18 protein-coding genes and 1 tRNA gene are annotated in these 16839 nt (G+C 58.9%); 4 read left to right on the forward strand and 15 right to left on the reverse strand.

Going from position 1 to position 16839, the window contains the following annotated elements; translation table 11 throughout:
* The 10 genes from bamB to RI563_RS02200 form a co-directional block, all read right to left on the reverse strand.
* The coding region (bamB, locus tag RI563_RS02155; RefSeq protein WP_310692701.1) for an outer membrane protein assembly factor BamB at positions 1-1013 on the reverse strand (1013 nt) is incomplete at its 3' end.
* Positions 1010-1684, reverse strand: a complete 675-nt coding sequence (locus RI563_RS02160; protein ID WP_310692702.1) for a tetratricopeptide repeat protein — start codon at positions 1682-1684, stop codon at positions 1010-1012. The genes bamB and RI563_RS02160, both read right to left, overlap by 4 nt.
* A 49-nt stretch (positions 1685-1733) precedes the next feature.
* Entirely contained in the window at positions 1734-3014 is a 1281-nt protein-coding gene (hisS, locus tag RI563_RS02165; RefSeq protein WP_310692703.1) for a histidine--tRNA ligase, read from the reverse strand.
* A gap of 141 nt (positions 3015-3155) precedes the next feature.
* A complete protein-coding gene (locus RI563_RS02170) occupies positions 3156-3611 on the reverse strand; it encodes a helix-turn-helix domain-containing protein (RefSeq protein WP_310692704.1) in 456 nt (151 codons plus the stop codon).
* A gap of 10 nt (positions 3612-3621) precedes the next feature.
* Complete coding sequence (pilW, locus tag RI563_RS02175; RefSeq protein WP_310692705.1) at positions 3622-4395, reverse strand: type IV pilus biogenesis/stability protein PilW; 774 nt, start codon at positions 4393-4395, stop codon at positions 3622-3624.
* Positions 4392-5507 (reverse strand): 23S rRNA (adenine(2503)-C(2))-methyltransferase RlmN, encoded by a 1116-nt coding sequence (rlmN, locus tag RI563_RS02180; protein ID WP_310692706.1) that lies wholly within the window; start codon positions 5505-5507, stop codon positions 4392-4394. The genes pilW and rlmN overlap by 4 nt, the downstream gene beginning before the upstream one ends.
* A 30-nt stretch (positions 5508-5537) precedes the next feature.
* Positions 5538-5969, reverse strand: a complete 432-nt coding sequence (gene ndk, locus RI563_RS02185) for a nucleoside-diphosphate kinase (RefSeq protein ID WP_310692707.1) — start codon at positions 5967-5969, stop codon at positions 5538-5540.
* Between the two features lie 167 nt (positions 5970-6136).
* Positions 6137-6631 (reverse strand): Fe-S cluster assembly transcriptional regulator IscR, encoded by a 495-nt coding sequence (gene iscR / locus RI563_RS02190; protein ID WP_310692708.1) that lies wholly within the window; start codon positions 6629-6631, stop codon positions 6137-6139.
* Between the two features lie 119 nt (positions 6632-6750).
* Positions 6751-7587, reverse strand: coding sequence for a serine O-acetyltransferase (gene cysE, locus RI563_RS02195; protein WP_310692709.1), 837 nt, complete (start codon positions 7585-7587; stop codon positions 6751-6753).
* A 224-nt stretch (positions 7588-7811) separates the two neighbouring features.
* Entirely contained in the window at positions 7812-8597 is a 786-nt protein-coding gene (locus tag RI563_RS02200) for an RNA methyltransferase (RefSeq protein ID WP_310692710.1), read from the reverse strand.
* A gap of 103 nt (positions 8598-8700) precedes the next feature.
* Between RI563_RS02200 and suhB the strand changes: the two genes are divergently transcribed.
* The 3 genes from suhB (at position 8701) to RI563_RS02215 (ending at position 10811) form a co-directional block, all read left to right on the forward strand.
* Positions 8701-9504 carry an inositol-1-monophosphatase gene (gene suhB / locus RI563_RS02205; protein WP_310692711.1) on the forward strand — a complete coding sequence of 268 codons (804 nt, stop codon included), beginning with the start codon at positions 8701-8703 and terminating at the stop codon, positions 9502-9504.
* A 459-nt stretch (positions 9505-9963) separates the two neighbouring features.
* A complete protein-coding gene (locus RI563_RS02210; RefSeq protein WP_310692712.1) occupies positions 9964-10224 on the forward strand; it encodes a hypothetical protein in 261 nt (86 codons plus the stop codon).
* Between the two features lie 227 nt (positions 10225-10451).
* Entirely contained in the window at positions 10452-10811 is a 360-nt protein-coding gene (locus RI563_RS02215) for a hypothetical protein (RefSeq protein ID WP_310692713.1), read from the forward strand.
* A gap of 235 nt (positions 10812-11046) precedes the next feature.
* On the opposite strand, the gene secF is transcribed toward RI563_RS02215, so the two are convergent.
* From secF to queA, 5 genes are all read right to left on the reverse strand, one after another.
* On the reverse strand, positions 11047-11982 hold the full coding sequence (gene secF, locus RI563_RS02220) for a protein translocase subunit SecF (protein ID WP_310692714.1): 936 nt from the start codon (positions 11980-11982) through the stop codon (positions 11047-11049).
* Between the two features lie 18 nt (positions 11983-12000).
* Positions 12001-13854: a protein translocase subunit SecD gene (gene secD / locus RI563_RS02225; protein WP_310692715.1), complete on the reverse strand. Its 1854-nt coding sequence runs from the start codon at positions 13852-13854 to the stop codon at positions 12001-12003.
* A 67-nt stretch (positions 13855-13921) separates the two neighbouring features.
* Positions 13922-14260, reverse strand: a complete 339-nt coding sequence (gene yajC, locus RI563_RS02230; protein ID WP_310692716.1) for a preprotein translocase subunit YajC — start codon at positions 14258-14260, stop codon at positions 13922-13924.
* Between the two features lie 40 nt (positions 14261-14300).
* Complete coding sequence (tgt, locus tag RI563_RS02235; RefSeq protein ID WP_310692717.1) at positions 14301-15416, reverse strand: tRNA guanosine(34) transglycosylase Tgt; 1116 nt, start codon at positions 15414-15416, stop codon at positions 14301-14303.
* A 210-nt stretch (positions 15417-15626) separates the two neighbouring features.
* Positions 15627-16667: a tRNA preQ1(34) S-adenosylmethionine ribosyltransferase-isomerase QueA gene (queA, locus tag RI563_RS02240; RefSeq protein WP_310692718.1), complete on the reverse strand. Its 1041-nt coding sequence runs from the start codon at positions 16665-16667 to the stop codon at positions 15627-15629.
* A gap of 87 nt (positions 16668-16754) precedes the next feature.
* Here queA and RI563_RS02245 point away from each other — a divergent pair.
* Positions 16755-16839, forward strand: a tRNA-Leu gene (locus RI563_RS02245).

The following is a 16839-nucleotide window of genomic DNA, read 5'->3' on the forward strand; positions in this document are numbered from 1 at the left end:
CCGCTTTCGCGCAACAGCCAGTGCAAATAGCCGTCGTAATCGGCCACCACCAGATAGGGCCCGTCCAGTTGCGGACGCGTGACACTGCGACGCAGCAGCTTGTCCTGGCGCCACAGGGTGGCACCGTTACGCCGGTTCAGCGCCAGGACCTGGCCCTCGCTGTCACTGAGATAGATCCGGTAATCATCCACCGCCATGCCGGTATAGGAGGACATATCCCGGGCCCACACAATGCGCCCGGAACTGATGTCGACCGCCGCCAGCCGTCCCTGATAGGTCACGGCATACACCACATCCCCGACCACCACTGGATCGGCATCGATATCGATCATGCGCTCCAGTTCGGTCTTGCCCGAGGGATAGCTGATCGCCGTCTCCCAGAACACCGAGCCGTTGCTCAACACCAGGGCGCTGAGGCGGCCGTTGTCGGAGCCGGCGATCACCAGGTCGTTGGCAATCACCGGCGCGCTGTTGCCCCGCAGGGTCAGCGCCGGCACGCTGCGGTCGTAGACCCAGCGGCGCAGTCCGCTGGCGGCCTCCAGGGCAAACAGTTTGCCGTCGTTGGTCCGCGCCACCACGGTCCCGTCGGCCACAGCCGGGCGCGCGATCACTTCACTGGAGACCTCGGCACGCCAGAGGATCTCGCCCTCTTCGGCCGATAGCGCGACCACCTCGCCCTGACGGGTCCCGAAATAAAGGCGACCGTTGTAATACACGGCGCCGGTGGCCAGCTCCAGGTCGGTCTGGCGTTCCCATTTTAGCTTGCCGGTGGCCAGCTCGAAGGCTTTGACATAGCCCTGGTAGTCGGCCGCGTAGCCCGTCTGTTCGTGGTGGCGAACCGGCAAATGCAGAAATTGCTCCCCGACTCCGCGGCCGGCCTGCCCCGACCAGAGGCTCTCGATCCGCACCTCCGGCTCGGCGAGGGGCTCCAGCTCGCGCGGCGGTTTGAGATTGGCGGAGCTGCACGCGCTCAATACCAGCGTGGCACCGATGATCAGCAGCAATGCCCTCACGGCTGCACCTCGCTATTTTGGATCGGGTCCGGCGCCGCGCTGTCGGGGGACAGCTCGGCCAGTTTCATCTCAAGCAGCTGTCGGCGCAGCGGCTGGCCGGCCTCCCGCAGGGCGGTTTGATAGTGGCTGCGCGCCTCGCTCTGCCGGGAGCGAGCCACCTCGATATCGCCCCGGATTTCGGCGTAGATGGAGGTATAGCCCTCTTCATCGACCCCCTCAAGCAGGGTGGCGGCCTGCTGTGGCTGCTCCCGCGCAATCAGCAGGCGGGCCAGTCGCTGGCGGGCCAGATGGGCGTATTCATCGGTCTTGCTGTTCTCCAGCGCCCGGCGCAGATGGCGTTCAGCACTTTCGGCCTCACCGGCTTCCAGTTCCAGCCGTGCCATGCCCAGTGCGGCCAGGGTGGCATACACGGTCGAGCTGTACTCATCGGTCAGAGTCTCGACCTGCCCCATCGCCTGTTGCCGGTCGCCTGCCTGCACGGCCATCATCACCTGGCTATAGAGCTGCGAGGCTTCCTGGCGGCTCTGTGCCTGGGCGTCAAACCAGTAACGCACTCCGACAATCCCGCCGATGCCCAGCACCACGCCGGCGATGACCGCCCGGCCGTTTTCCGCCCACCAGTCCTTGATCGCCTGGATGGTTTCTTCTTCGCTACGTTCAAACTGTGCCATTGTCTCTTCCAGTCGTTTACCAAATACCGCGCACTCGCCCCATCCTGTCTCAGACCAGGCCGAGTTCGCGGGTCAGGAAAGTACCCAGCTCTTGCCGGGCCAGTTGCTGTTGCGGGGTCTCACCGCGTAAATCCTTCAGCGTCACGCTCCCGGCCGCCAGCTCCTCTTCGCCCAGAATCAGCGCGTAACGGGCGCCGCTGCGATCCGCCTTTTTCATCTGGCTTTTAATGCTGCCACCGCCACAATGGACCTGCAGGCGTAATGCCGGCGCGTTGTCGCGCAATTGCTCGGCCAGTTGCACGCCGGCAATTTCGGCCTGGTCACCGGCCAGCAGCAGATAAGCGTGGGGCTGATACGGTGTCTCATCGAAGGGATGCTCATCCAGCAATGCCACCAGCCGTTCCATCCCCAGGGCAAACCCCATCGCCGGGGTCGGCTTGCCGCCCAGCTGCTCGACCAGGCCGTCGAAGCGGCCGCCGGCACACACGGTGCCCTGGGCGCCGAGCCGATCAGTGACCCATTCAAACACGGTTTTGGCGTAATAATCGAGTCCGCGTACCAGCCGCGGATTAACCCGATATTCGATCCCAACCGCCTCCAGCAGTTCCCGCAGGCGGGCGAAATGCTCGGTCGACTCGTTATCCAGATGATCCTGCAGGCGCGGTGCCGCTTCGATCAGCCCCTGCATGTCGGGGTTCTTGCTGTCCAGGATACGCAGCGGGTTACTGTGCAACCGACGCTGGCTGTCCTCGTCGAGCTGCGACTGGTGGGCGCTGAAGTACTCGACCAGCACCTCACGATAGGCCCGCCGCGCTTCGCTGGTCCCCAGTGTATTGAGTTCCAGGCGAACATCGTCGGCCAGGCCGAGCAGCTTCCAGAGCCGGGCGGTCAGGATGATGAGCTCGGCATCGATATCCGGCCCCGGCAGACCGAAGACCTCGACCCCGAGCTGGTAAAACTGACGATAACGTCCCTTTTGCGGTCGCTCGTGGCGAAACATGGGGCCGGCATACCACAGCTTCTGCATGCCCTGGTTCAGCAGGCCATTCTGGATGCCGGCGCGAACACAACCGGCGGTCCCTTCCGGGCGCAAACTCAGGCTGTCGCCGTTGCGATCCTCGAAGGTATACATTTCCTTTTCGACGATGTCGGTCACCTCGCCGATAGAGCGTTTGAACAGTTCGGTCTTTTCGACGATGGGCAGGCGGATCTGCTGATAGCCATAGCCGGCCATCAATTGCCCGAAGCGGGCTTCCACAAACTGCCAGCGCGGGGATTCTGCTGGCAGAATATCGTTCATGCCCCGGATTGCCTGGACTGCGTTTGCCACGTTGATATCCTGTGCGGGTTGTCGGGCCGAAAGTCTCTTCCGGCACTGAAAAACGGCCGCCATTATACGCGATTCAGGTCGGGATGAGGTGAGGGATTGGCGCAAATTATGCGCCTGAAAGGCTGGCCGGGGCGAAACAGTCTAGCGGGATGACGACAACCCGAGCTCAAACGGCAAGGGAATGCTGAAAAACAGCCCGGCCAACCCCGCGAGGATCAACACGATCAACACCAGATAGAGCCAGCCGCGATGCCCACGTGCGCCCAGCCGTACCGGTTTATCGTAATCGATATTCTCGGGAAGCAATTCACTGGTTTCGGCCTGTTCGATCTGAACCGCCGCAATGATTTCGTCCTCTGGCAACTTCAGCAAGCGGGCATAGCTGCGCAGGTAACCGAGGACATAGGTCTGCCCCGGCAATCGGGCATAGTCGTCCTCTTCCAGGGCCTGAATAATGCTAACTTCCTGATGCAACTGACGGGCCGCCTCTTCGCGGGTCAGTTGCCGGGCTTCACGGGCCTCGCGCAAACGCTTGCCGGGCCACATGCGCGGTTCAGCGGGCGGCATTTCCGGTTGTTGTAACGCCTCCCGCTCCATATTCGCTCCTTTATAATTTGCCCTGGCGCTCGAGTTTTCTCAACTTGCTGGCTTCCTCGGAATCGGGAAACCGTCCCTTGAGCAACATCGCATAGCTGGCCACCCGATTTCTGTTACCTGCTTGGCGTTCCAGCAAAATACCCAGCCACAGGCTCTGGGCGTTATGCTGGCGACGCTCCAGGAAGCGTTCCAGATACTCGCGGGACTGAGTATACAGACTCATATCGAAGGTCATCCGGGCCATGCCCAGATTGGCCGTAGGCAGTTTGGGATCCAGGCGCAGAGCCTGCAGGTAATTCTCCTCGGCCCGCTTGAGATTGTTCTGACTTTCGGCGCACTGGGCCATGTTTTCGTAGATGCCCGCCTTGCCTGAATAGACCGGATCGTCGAGCGCCTTGTCGAAATAGCGATCCGACTCGGCATAGTTTTCCATATCACAAAGCAAGACCGCGTAATTATTCAGCAATGAGGGATCGTTGGGGGTAATCTCCAGTGCCTGCCGGAAATGGTCTTCGGCTTTCTGTGGCCGATCGACCCGGCGATACAGCTCGCCCAGATAGTGATGCGCCCGGGCGTTATCCTCGTTTTGCTGAATCGCTTTTTGCAGTTTGCCCATGGCGCGCTCGTTATCGCCCTGCTGCATGTATCTGACACCCAGCTCGGCATTGAGCTCGGAGGCCCGTTGCAAACGTTCCTCGGACAGTTCCGGTTTGCCGGTCGTGGTACAGGCGCCAAGCAGTAACGCCGGGATCAGTAACAGTCCATAGCGCAGGTCTTGAGTCATGTTCCCACCCTGTTGATTGGCATCGATTCGCTTGCGCGGCGAAGCTTGCGTTTGGTTTTATCCTCGACCTTGCCGGCCAGCTGACCGCAGGCGGCATCGATATCCTCACCCCGGGTCTTGCGGGTGACGGTCATCAGCCCGGCTTCCATCAAGATATCACGAAAGCGATTGATGGTGGCCGCATCGGAGCAACGATAATCGGTGCCGGGAAACGGGTTGAACGGAATCAGGTTGATTTTGGAAGGTATCTGGCGCAGCAGCTTGATCAACTGCCGTGCGTGTTCCTCCGAGTCATTAATCCCGGCAAGCATCACGTACTCAAAGGTAATCTTGCGCCGCGAGTCGTCGGCAATATAACGCTGGCAGGCAGCCATCAGTTCCTTGATCGGATACTTGCGGTTAATCGGCACCAGCTGATCGCGCAGCTCATCGTTCGGCGCATGCAGCGATACGGCCAGACTGACATCACTGACCTGTTTGAGACGATCCAGCGCCGGGATTACACCGGAGGTACTGAGGGTCACGCGTCGCTTGGACAGGCCGTAGGCGTTATCTTCCATCATAATGTTCATGGCGCGCACGACATTGTCGAAGTTGAGCAACGGCTCACCCATCCCCATCAGCACTACGTTACTGATTGTACGCTGCTGGCGCGGAATAGCATGCAAGCGCTGGTTAGCGACCCATAACTGGCCAATGATTTCGGCGGTGGAGAGATTGCGGTTAAAACCCTGCTGCGCGGTTGAGCAGAAGGTGCAGTCCAGTGCGCAACCGACCTGGGAAGAGACACACAGGGTCCCGCGATGATCTTCGGGAATGAACACCGTCTCGATACAGTTGCCGTTATCTATCTGCAACAGCCATTTGACAGTGCCATCTTCAGAGCGTTGTTCACTGACCACTTGCGGCGGGCGAATTTCCGCCACCTGGTCCAGTTTTTCGCGCAAGCCCTTGGCGAGATTGGTCATGGCGCCGAATTCCTCGACGCCAAACTGATAGATCCATTTCATCACCTGGGTGGCACGAAAGGCCTTCTCGCCCTGTTCGGCGAAAAAGGCCTGCAAGCCGGCTTGATCCAGATTCAGCAGATTGACTTTATCGTGCTCACTCAAAGTGATAAATGCTCCTCGGTACGCGCCGTATTAGCGGGTACGCGGACAGATTTCGTCGTCCTTGAAGAAGAAAGCGATTTCCGCTTTGGCGGTTTCGGGCGCATCGGAACCATGTACGGCGTTCTCATCCACGGTCCTGGCGAAGTCGGCGCGAATGGTGCCCGGCGCGGCTTCCTGCGGATTGGTGGCACCCATCACTTCACGGTTTTTGGCAATGGCCTCCTCGCCTTCGAGAACCTGAACCATTACCGGGCCGGAGGTCATGAATTCGACCAGTTCATTATAAAAGGGGCGTTCCTTGTGCACGGCATAGAATTCACCGGCCTGCTCCTGGCTCAGGTGCAGCATCCGGGCAGCGACAATTTGCAGACCGGCTTTTTCAAAACGGCTGTAGATTTCGCCGATCACATTTTTGGCGACAGCATCGGGTTTGATAATGGAAAGCGTACGTTCAACGGCCATGCACAGTTACTCCTGAATCAGGTTAGCAAGATAGCATAAACCCGCACCGGGGCGCGGGTTTAAATCACAAATAGTAATACAGGATTTTATCCCCATGCCGGGGTGACAGGCAATCGAGCGGTGTGGCCGATAGGGTCCGTCCGGTGCACCCGGGCGGACCGGATACGTCAGCTGCCGGAGGCGACCTTGGTGTCTTCGCCCTGGGGGGAGTGGAATGTCACCTGTTGCTGGCGCTCCTGGCGGGCGGCCACTTCCTGAACGCCCTGACGCTCGACCAGCTGCCCCAGGCTGATGCCCTTGAGGAAGTCGTGGATCTGCTCGCTCAGGTCGGTCCATAGCTCGTGGGTCAGACACTGCTGATCATCCTGGCAATTGGACAGGCCACCGCAACGGGTGGTTTCGACCTTTTCATCCACCGCGGTAATCACATCGGCCACGGCCACTTCATGGGCACTCCGGCTCAAACGATAGCCGCCACCCGGACCACGGGTACTGTCGACCAGGCCGTTTTTACGCAGCTTGGAGAACAATTGCTCCAGATAGGAGAGGGAAATTCCCTGACGCTGGGAGATATCCGCCAGCGTGATCGGACCCTCTTTATAATGCAGCGCCAGATCCAGCATGGCGGTCACAGCGTAGCGGCCTTTGGTAGTCAGTCTCATTGCTCAATCCTGTCTCGTAATGTGGGTTTACCATCAACGTTCTGCTAACTTAGCAAGCCCTACTATTTTAGTCAAGAATCTAACGGCCGCTTTATGGTCGATTTTTAACCCTATTATACTCAGGACTTTTCGGGCTTGTCAGGTTCTTCAGCCGGCTCGGCACCGGCGGCAAATTCATCGGCCTGTTCCAGATCCCGGGCGCTGATATCGCAGGCACCGAGATCGGGCAGATCCACCTCCTCCATTTCCATGCCGAGGGTCTTGAGGGAGTGGCACATATTCTCCATCTGCTGGTCCATGGCATGGATGTGATCCAGCATGCAGTTGATGGCGTTGGCCACCGGATCGGGCATGTCCTGGGTCGTGCCATAGGCATCGAAGCCTATCTTGGCGGCGAAGGCCTTGCGTCGCTCGTCCTCGGGCCCCGGTTCCAGCCCCGATTCCACTTTGGTCACCACGCGTCCCGGAATCCCGACTACCGTCGCCCCGGCCGGCACATCCTTGACTACCACGGCGTTGGAGCCAACCCGCACACCTTCGGCCAGGGTGATGGGCCCCAGCACCTTGGCGCCCGCCCCTACTACGACATCGTTGGCCAGGGTCGGGTGTCGCTTGCCCTTTTGCCAGGTGGTGCCGCCCAGGGTCACGCCGTGGTACAGGGTGCAATCATCGCCGATCTCGGCCGTCTCGCCGATCACCACGCCCATGCCGTGATCGATAAAAAAGCGCCGGCCGATTCGTGCCCCGGGATGGATCTCGATCCCGGTCACCCAGCGCCCCAGATTGGAGAGCAACCGCGCCAGCCATTTAAGATGGTGGGTCCACAGCGCATGAGTGAACCGGTGTAATACCACCGCATGCAACCCCGGATAGGTGGTCAACACCTCGAAGGTATTACGCGCGGCGGGGTCCCGCTCGAACACGCACTGGATGTCTTCTTTGATCCGTTTGAACATAATCTGTTTACCGACATCGACCCGGTTTGTGGATGATTTTAATCTCTCGCCAAGGCGTTGATGCCCGTCGTCTGGGTGCAGAGCCCGACGAGTTTGAACAGGGCCCTGTCCCGCTTTCAGGCAATGCGCGTAATTGAGCCACTACCGCAAAACGAACATTTCGCTTGTTGTTCTTTGCGACTCTGCGCCCCGGCGAGAGAATAAGTGATTTAAAGACTTTACCACTAACGCTCTGATTCTTCAGTCTTTGTCTGCGCCAGTTTCGCCTGGGTAGCATTGAGGATGCCGCGCAGAATATTGATTTCCATCCGGTCCAGTTCGGCACGCCCGTAGAGACGGCGCAATCGGCGCATGATCTGACGCGGTGCGCTGGGCTTGAGAAATTCGAGCTCGGTCAGGGTCTGTTGCAAATGTTCATACAACCTCTCCAGATCCTCGGCCGTGGCCCGGGGTTGATCGCTGTGGAAGCGGTTATCCCGCTGGCCCAGTTGTTCCAGCAGCGTCATACGCAGTTCATACACCAGCACCTGGGCAGCGGCGGCGATATTCAGGGAGCTGTATTCGGAATTGGCCGGGATATGCACCAGATAATTACAACGATCCAGCTCCTCGTTGGTCAGGCCGTTGTTCTCGCGCCCGAACACCAGTGCCGCGTCGGCGCTATCCGCCGCCTCCAGCACCTTGTCGGCTGCTGCACGCGGATCCAGGCTTGGCCAGGGAATACTGCGCAACCGGGCACTGGCACCCAGCACCACGGCACAGTCGGCCACCGCCGCATCCAGGGAGCTGACCACCCGCGCCTGCTCGAGCAGATCGGTGGCGCCGGAAGCCCGGGCGCGCGCCTCGCCGCTGGGAAACTCCGCCGGATTAACCAGCACCAGTTGCGTCAGCCCCATGTTTTTCATCGCCCGGGCCACGGCACCGATGTTGCCCGGATGGCTGGTGTTGACCAGCACCACCCGCACCCGCGAGAGGCGGGCGTTGAGGTCATCGTCCTGCTTTGCCGACATCGCAAATCACCCTGTCAGTTTGAATTGAGCCTGTTACAATAGCGCACCTTGACGTCCGGCGCCGCCGGCGTTTGTTCTTTGGCAACCGGATAAGGAAGACACTGTGCACCCGATGTTGAATATCGCGGTTCGTGCGGCGCGTGAGGCCGGCAGTATTATTGCCCGCAACGCGGACCAGATCGACACCCTGACCATCACCGAAAAAACCGACAACGATTTTGTCAGTGAAGTCGACCGCCGCGCCGAGCAGGCGATCATTCGTACCCTGCACAAGTCCTATCCGGACCACAGCATTCTCGCCGAGGAAAGCGGCAGCCATGCCGGCAACGATTATGAGTGGATTATCGATCCGCTCGACGGCACCACCAATTTCGTCCACAACTTTCCGCAATACGCGGTCTCCATCGCCCTGCGCCATAAAAACCGGCTGGAGCAGGCGGTGGTCTACGATCCCCTGCGTGAGGAACTGTTCACGGCCAGCCGGGGCGAAGGCGCCCAGCTTAACGGCAAACGCATCCGGGTCACGCCCCGGCGCGGCATCGAAGGCGCCCTGTTCGGCACCGGCATTCCGTTTCATGAGGCGCATATGCCCTACATGGACGCCTACCTGCAGATGATGCAGGCGCTGATCCCCGGCAGTGCCGGAATTCGCCGCGCCGGCTCGGCCGCGCTGGATCTCGCCTATGTGGCGGCCGGCCGCCTGGACGGTTTCTGGGAGTTCGGTCTCAACAGCTGGGACATGGCCGCCGGCGTCCTGCTCATCGAAGAGGCCGGCGGACTGGTCGGTGACTTCAGCGGCAACGCCAACCATATGAAAAACGGCAATATCGTCGCCGCCAACCCGCGCCTGTTCAAGGCCATGCTGCAAAAAATCCGCCCCTTCGTGCCGGACGACCTCAAAGGCTGAGTCTTTCTCGAGATCAAGAGACCAACGCAGAGGCGCAGAGGACCGCAGAGAATGAATATAAATTGGCCAGGTTCTATGCTGCAGGTCAGGTAGTGTGTAGCGCTACCGATCCCTTGTTAGACAGGTGTTACAAAGGTGCCGCGCCGTGTACGGTACAAGTGACCCCATAATAACTTCCTTTGCGTTCTCTGCGCCTTTGCGCCTCTGCGTTGAGATCTTTCGTTCCCAGGCTAGTGGGAGAGTCTCAGGTAGCGCGATGCGCTACCTGAGCTACGCTACGGTGCTGCCTGGATAATATTTATTCATTCTCTGCGATCCTCTGCGCCTTTGCGCCTCTGCGTTAAGATCTTTCTTTCCCTGCGGGGAGCGGAAATATTTCAAATCCCCCCTTCAATATCCCGAAACAGGTCCGCTATTGGGACAGGCCCATCCAATTCATGGACACAGACGGCGGCAGTGATGGCGCAGCCCAAACACAACAACACGGGGAGCAAGGCCCTGGAGATCACCATGCGTGATGTCCTTGATGCCCTGGAGGAGTCGGCCAGTTATTTTGGCTATCAACCGGGACTGGATGATATGGAGATCCTCTCCATCGAAGCCCCTGGCCCGGATCCGTATCAGCAAGGCGTAACCCCCGCCACCGTGCATCCACTGCCCGGCCCCGAGCGCAGTGCGGATATTGTCGATTATCTGATTCGGCGCGAATCGGTCGCCTGACGGGTCGTCTCTTCCAGCGCTCTTGCGCCTCGCGCCTGTCGTTAGCCGCGCCGGCCCGCTTCATCCTCCTTTAACGTCCCACCTAACATCCCTGGCAATCCCGTGGTTTTATTCCCTTGTGCAATCAGCCGATGCAAAATTCATTTGACCGTCATAAAAAATTCATGCTTACTAGTCAGTAACCTTACGTTGCACCAGCATATTCTGCAGAATAGTCAGGAGGGGGAATGGTGAAACGCAGTATTTTTGCCTTGCTTGCACCGCCGGTCGCGGTCTGCCGTTATGGCTGTGCCGGTTGTTGTGCCGCACCGATTGCCGTGTTCTGGATCACCGGCATCATCAGTATCATCTACGCTTTTTTTGGCGGCCCGGTCGGCAGCGAGGGTATCAGCCTCGGCACCCTGGCCCTGGGCGCGGCGCTGTGGGGTATCGCCTCAATCTGGGCGGAAACCGTCATCAAGAGCGTCGAACAGGATGAAAACGACCCCGAGTGCGAAGCTCGCAGCAGTACCGTCTGCCGCATGGTTCGACCCCGGGTCGATGAACACGACCCCATGGAAGACGTCAAAAAATTCCATTCCCGCTAAATCAAAAAGCCCGCTGCCGCGGGCTTTTTTGCATTCTGTCTCCAGGGCAACTTGTGAACGCGGAGTTCGCAGAGGCGCGGAGACGCAGAGTTAAAAGAATCTGATTGTAAAAGTGAATTTGGCCATAATGGCTAATTCACTTTTTCTGTCACTACCTGGAATGCAACACGAAAATGATTTCTCCGCGTCTCTGCGACTCCGCGTGCTCTGCGTTGATTTCCAGAGCGTTAAAAAATCAGAGTTCCTGGCCGGGCTGGTCAGCGCCCTCTTTTTCCACCGGAATCAGGTTCGTGCTGTTGACGTCCAACGCCAATGCGGTGGAACTTGCCACGTAGATGGAAGAGTAGGTCCCGATGACAATCCCCACCAGCAAGGCGGCCGAGAAGGAGTGAATCAGTTCTCCGCCGAGGAAGAACATCGCCAGTACAACCAGCATCGTCGTCAATGAGGTGACCACGGTTCGGGACAGGGTCTGGTTCAACGAGGTATTGATGACATCCTCCGGCTGACTCTTGCGCATACGCAGGAAGTTTTCCCGAATGCGATCGAACACCACAATGGTGTCATTGAGTGAGTAACCGATCACCGCCAGCACGGCCGCCAGCACCGTCAAATCAAATTCCATTCCGGTAACCGAGAAAAAGCCGATCACGATAACCACATCATGAATCAGCGCCGAGATGGAACCGACGGCAAAGCGCCATTCAAAGCGTGCCATGACATAAATCAGGATAAAGCCCAGCGCAATAATCATTGCCAGGCCGCCATCATCGCGCAACTCATCGCCGACTTGCGGACCGACGAACTCCTGCCGTCGCATCTCGACTGAATCGTCCTCGGCTCGCAACACCTTGAGAACCCTGTCACTCAGGGTGGCACTGACCTGCTCTGCCTGGGGAGCCAGCCGAATGACGATATCCCGGGAACTGCCAAAATGCTGGACCACCGCACTCTCGAATCCGGCGCCCTCCATCGCATCGCGAACCTGCTCGAGTTCCTTCGGTTCACTGTAGCCGACTTCCAGTAGTGTCCCGCCAGTGAAATCCAGGCCAAAGTTCAGGCCGCGCGTGGCCAGCGAGCCAATGGCGATGACCAGCAGGATCGCCGACAGGATTAACGCATAACGGCGTTTGCCGACAAAATTGTAATGGGTGTTCTGAAAAATCTGCATAACGCGTGTCCTGTTGTCCTAGATAGACAGTTTGCGCAATTTCTTGCCGCCCACCGACAGGTTGATGATCGCCCGGGTGCCCATGATCGCGGTGAACATGGAAGTAAGAATCCCGATGGACAGGGTAATGGCAAAGCCCTTGATGGGACCGGTACCGAAGACGAACAATACCACCGCGGCGATCAGCGTGGTGATGTTGGCATCGGCTATCGTCGACAGGGCCTTGGCATAGCCGGAGCTGATCGAGGCCTGGGGCGAATTACCGTTATTCAACTCCTCGCGGATACGCTCGAAAATCAGTACATTGGCATCCACCGCCATGCCCACGGTCAGGACAATCCCCGCGATCCCCGGCAGGGTCAACGTGGCCTGCAACATGGACAGTACCGCGACGATCAGCACCAGATTCACCACCAGTGCCACATTGGCCACCAGACCGAAACCGCGATACCAGACGGCCATGAAGGCCAGTACCAGAATCATCCCGATGATGACCGAACTGGTTCCCTTCTCAATGTTATCCTGCCCCAGGCTTGGGCCGATGGTGCGCTCCTCGATAATCCGGATGGGCGCGGCCAGTGCGCCGGCGCGCAGCAACAGGGCCAGATTGCGGGACTCTTCCGGCTCCAGGCCGGTAATCTGGAATCGATTGCTGAATACGCCACGAATGTTGGCGACGTTGATCACTTCCTCGACCTTGCGGTTGACGACCTTTTCTTCGCCGTCTTCACGAATGAGTTCCGGTTTATATTCGATGAATACCACGGCCATCGGTTTGCCGATGTTCTGCTTGGTGGTGCTGGCCATGCGACTGGACCCGGCACCGTCGAGATTGACAAAGACCGCCGGGGAACCGGTCTCCTGGTCGAAACCGGATGTCGCGTTGGTAATGCGCTCGCCGGTAATAATCACCCGTTTTTTCAGCAGAATCGGATCCCCGCTACGCTCCTCGTAAAGCCGGGAGCCAAACGGCACCCGGCCCTGCAGGGCTTCACGGACATCGTTTTCCACATCCACCAGGCGAAACTCCAGCGAGGCCGTGGCGCTGATCACGGTTTTAACCTGGGCACTGTCCTGCACGCCTGGCAGCTGGACGATAATCCGCTCGTCACCCTGACGCTGCACAATCGGCTCCGCCACGCCCAGCTCGTTGATACGGTTGCGCAGGGTCGTAACGTTCTGCTTGACTGCCGCCTGTTTGAGTTCGGTGATCGCGCTTTCGGTCAATGCAGCGATAAGATAATAAGCACCGTCCGCTTCGCGTTCGCGTAATTGCAGATTACGCCGTTCACGGCTGATGGCCGCATCGGCCGCTTCACGTTCCTCGGCATTGCGAAAGCGTAATTCAATCCCATCGTCCTGCTGGGTAACTGACTGATAACGCACCTTCGCTTCGCGCAGAATGGTGCGCAATTCATTGCCCAGATTTTCATAGGTCTGTTCCATGACCGTCCCGGTATCCACTTCCATCAAAAAGTGCAGACCGCCACGCAGGTCCAGCCCGAGATACATGGGCAATGCGCCGAGGCCCGACAGCCAGCCCGGCGCGGCCGGAGCCAGATTCATCGCGACCACATAACCGTCACCCAGATTCTCGCGCAGCAGATCGTTGCTTTTGAGCTGTTCGTCCACATCGGAAAAACGAACCATCAGCCCCGATTCATCCAGCGTAATCCGCCGGTAATCGATTTCATGTCCTTCCAGCAGGTCGCGCACGCGGTGCTGGGTTGAACTGTCCACCGTCGTGCCCCGGTTGGCCGATATTTCGATCGAGGGGTCGGTGCCATAGACATTGGGCAGCGCATAGATCACTCCCGCGACCAGGACCAGCAGGATTAGAAGATATTTCCACAATGGGTACTGATTGAGCATGAGACTCGATTCCGAATTGAGGCGACGGCCGCACCAGGCGGCCGTACAAAGCGTTCGACGTTATTCTTTATTGATTGATGGTCTTCAGGGTGCCCTTGGGCAGGACGTTGACGACCGATTGCTTCTGTAACTTGACCTCGACGTTGTCGGTAAGTTCCAGATTCACATATTCGTCACCCACTTCGGTCACCTTGCCGGCCAGGCCGCCGTTGGTTACCACTTCATCCCCCTTGGACAAAGCCGATACCAGGTTGCGATGCTCCTTGGCACGTTTTTGCTGCGGACGAATCAGCAAAAAATAGAAAATGACAAAAATCCCGATAAAGAAAATCAGCTGCGACATGATGTTGGGTTCTTGGGCTGCCGGCGCCGCCTGCGCCATGGCATCGGAAATGAAAAAGCTCATAATCTCTGTCCCTTGTCGTTTGGAGGTTTGAGGCCCGCTATTATGACATAGCCGGCACGGCTTGCGAGCGTTTGGCGTAGAAATCGGCCACGAACGCCTCCAGCTGGCCGGCCGCAATCGCCTCGCGCAGCTGCGCCATCAGGTGCTGGTAATAATGGAGGTTGTGCAGGGTGTTGAGCCGGGAACCGAGGATTTCGCCGGTTTTGTCCAGATGGCGCAGATAGGCCCGGCTGTAATGCCGGCAGGTGTAGCAATTGCAGTCCGGATCCAGCGGCCGGGTGTCGGTGCGAAACTGGCTGTTGCGAATGCGCAGCAGCCCGGTGGAGGTAAAGATGAAGCCGTTGCGGGCGTTGCGGGTCGGCATTACACAATCGAACATGTCGATGCCCCGGCGCACCCCCTCGACCAGATCCTCGGGTTTGCCCACCCCCATCAGATAACGGGGTGTATCGACGGGCATCCGCGGGCCCAGATAGTCCAGAATCCGCAGCATATCTTCTTTCGGTTCGCCCACCGACAGGCCGCCGATGGCATAACCATCAAAGCCGATCTGCATCAGGCCGTCGAGTGATTCCTGGCGTAGCGATTCGTACATGCCGCCCTGCACGATCCCGAACAGGGCGGCAAAACTGTCGCCGTGGGCAACCTTGCAGCGCTGTGCCCAGCGTAGCGACAGTTCCATTGACGTGCGAGCCTCCGCTTCGCTGGCCGGATAGGGCGTGCACTCATCGAAGACCATCACGATATCCGAGCCAAGCGCCCGCTGCACCGCCATCGACTCCTCCGGTCCCATGAAATGCCGGCTGCCGTCCACCGGCGAGGCAAAATCAACCCCCGCCTCGGACAACTTGCGCAACTTGCCCAGGCTCCAGACCTGGAAGCCGCCCGAGTCGGTCAGGATCGGCCCGTCCCAGTGCATGAAATCGTGCAAGTCGCCATGCGCCTCGATCACCTCCGTCCCCGGGCGCAGCATCAGATGGAACGTGTTACCCAGCACAATTTCCGCACCCAGCTCGCGCAACTCCTCCGGCGTCATCGCCTTGACCGTGCCGTAAGTCCCCACCGGCATAAACGCCGGCGTCTCAACCGTCCCGCGCCCGAACGTCAACCGCCCGCGCCGGGCTTCGCCATCAGATTGTAATAATTCAAATTTCACCTGAAACCTACACTCTATTAAGTGGTCTGGGAAAATAACGCGGAGATCGCAGAGTCGCGGAGGCGCAGAGAAAAATAATTTTGAGCTTTAAATATTGAATTGTGAATGAAAGCCGTCTCGGAAATTCAAAATTTAAAATTCAACATTCAAAATTAGATTTTTACACACTCCGCGCCTCTGCGCCTCCGCGCCCTCTGCGTTGAATATCCATCACTCACTACGAGTGAGGAACATCGCATCGCCGTAGCTGAAGAAGCGGTAGCGCTGTTCGACGGCGTGGCGGTAGGCGCGCATGACGTTGTCGTAGCCGGCGAAGGCGCTGACCAGCATCAGCAGGGTCGATTCGGGCAGATGGAAGTTGGTAATCAGTCCATCGACGATCTGAAATTCATAGCCCGGATAGATAAAGATATCCGTGTCACCGATGAACGGTTGCAGTTGCCCGTCGCGGGCGGCGGATTCCAGACAACGCACGCTGGTGGTGCCCACGGCGATGACCCGCCCGCCCCGCTGGCGGGTCTGTTCCACCTGCTGGCAAACGGCCTCATTCACCTCGACCCATTCGGCGTGCATGTGATGTTCGCGAATATTCTCCACCCGCACCGGCTGAAAGGTGCCGGCGCCAACATGCAGGGTGACCCAGGCGGTCTCGATTCCCAGCCGCGCCAGTTGAGTCAGCATGGTCTCATCAAAATGGAGTCCGGCGGTGGGGGCAGCCACCGCGCCGGGGCGTCGGGCAAAGATCGTCTGATAGCGCTCTCGATCCATCAGTTCATCGGCCCGGCGAATATACGGTGGCAGCGGCATGTGTCCCAGCTCATCCAGTATCGTCAGCAAGGTGCGGTCAGGCTCGCCGCGATCGGCAAACCGCAGCCGAAACAGATCCCCTTCACGTTCCAGCACCGTCGCGCTGACGCTATCGCTCAAATGCAGTGTGGTACCCGCCTTCGGACTTTTACTGGCACGCACGTGCGCCAGCAAGTCAGTGTCATCGAGCAATCGCTCCACCAGCACCTCGATCTGCCCACCGGTCTCCTTGCGCCCGAACAGCCGTGCCGGAATCACCCGGGTATCATTCATCACCAGCAGATCGCCGGCCTGCAGCAGCTGTGGCAAGTCAACAAACTGCCGATCCGCTATCTCACCCGTGGCACCGTCCAGACACAGCAAACGACTGTCCCGCCGCTGTGCGGCGGGAACCTGGGCAATCAGCTCCTCGGGCAGATCAAAATGAAAATCCTGGCGTCGCATGGCGGCGCATAGTAGCAGATTTGAGCGTGTTCGACGCCAAACGCCCTTACAACCGCCGCCCGATTTGCCTATAATGGCCGCCGCAATGGCGCTCTGGTGGAATTGGTAGACACGCGGCACTCAAAATGCCGTGGGGCAACCCGTCCCGGTTCGAGTCCGGGGAGCGCTACCA

This window comes from Thiohalophilus sp. (assembly GCF_031581315.1).
In the GTDB taxonomy this organism is placed as follows: Bacteria; Pseudomonadota; Gammaproteobacteria; order UBA6429; family Thiohalophilaceae; genus Thiohalophilus.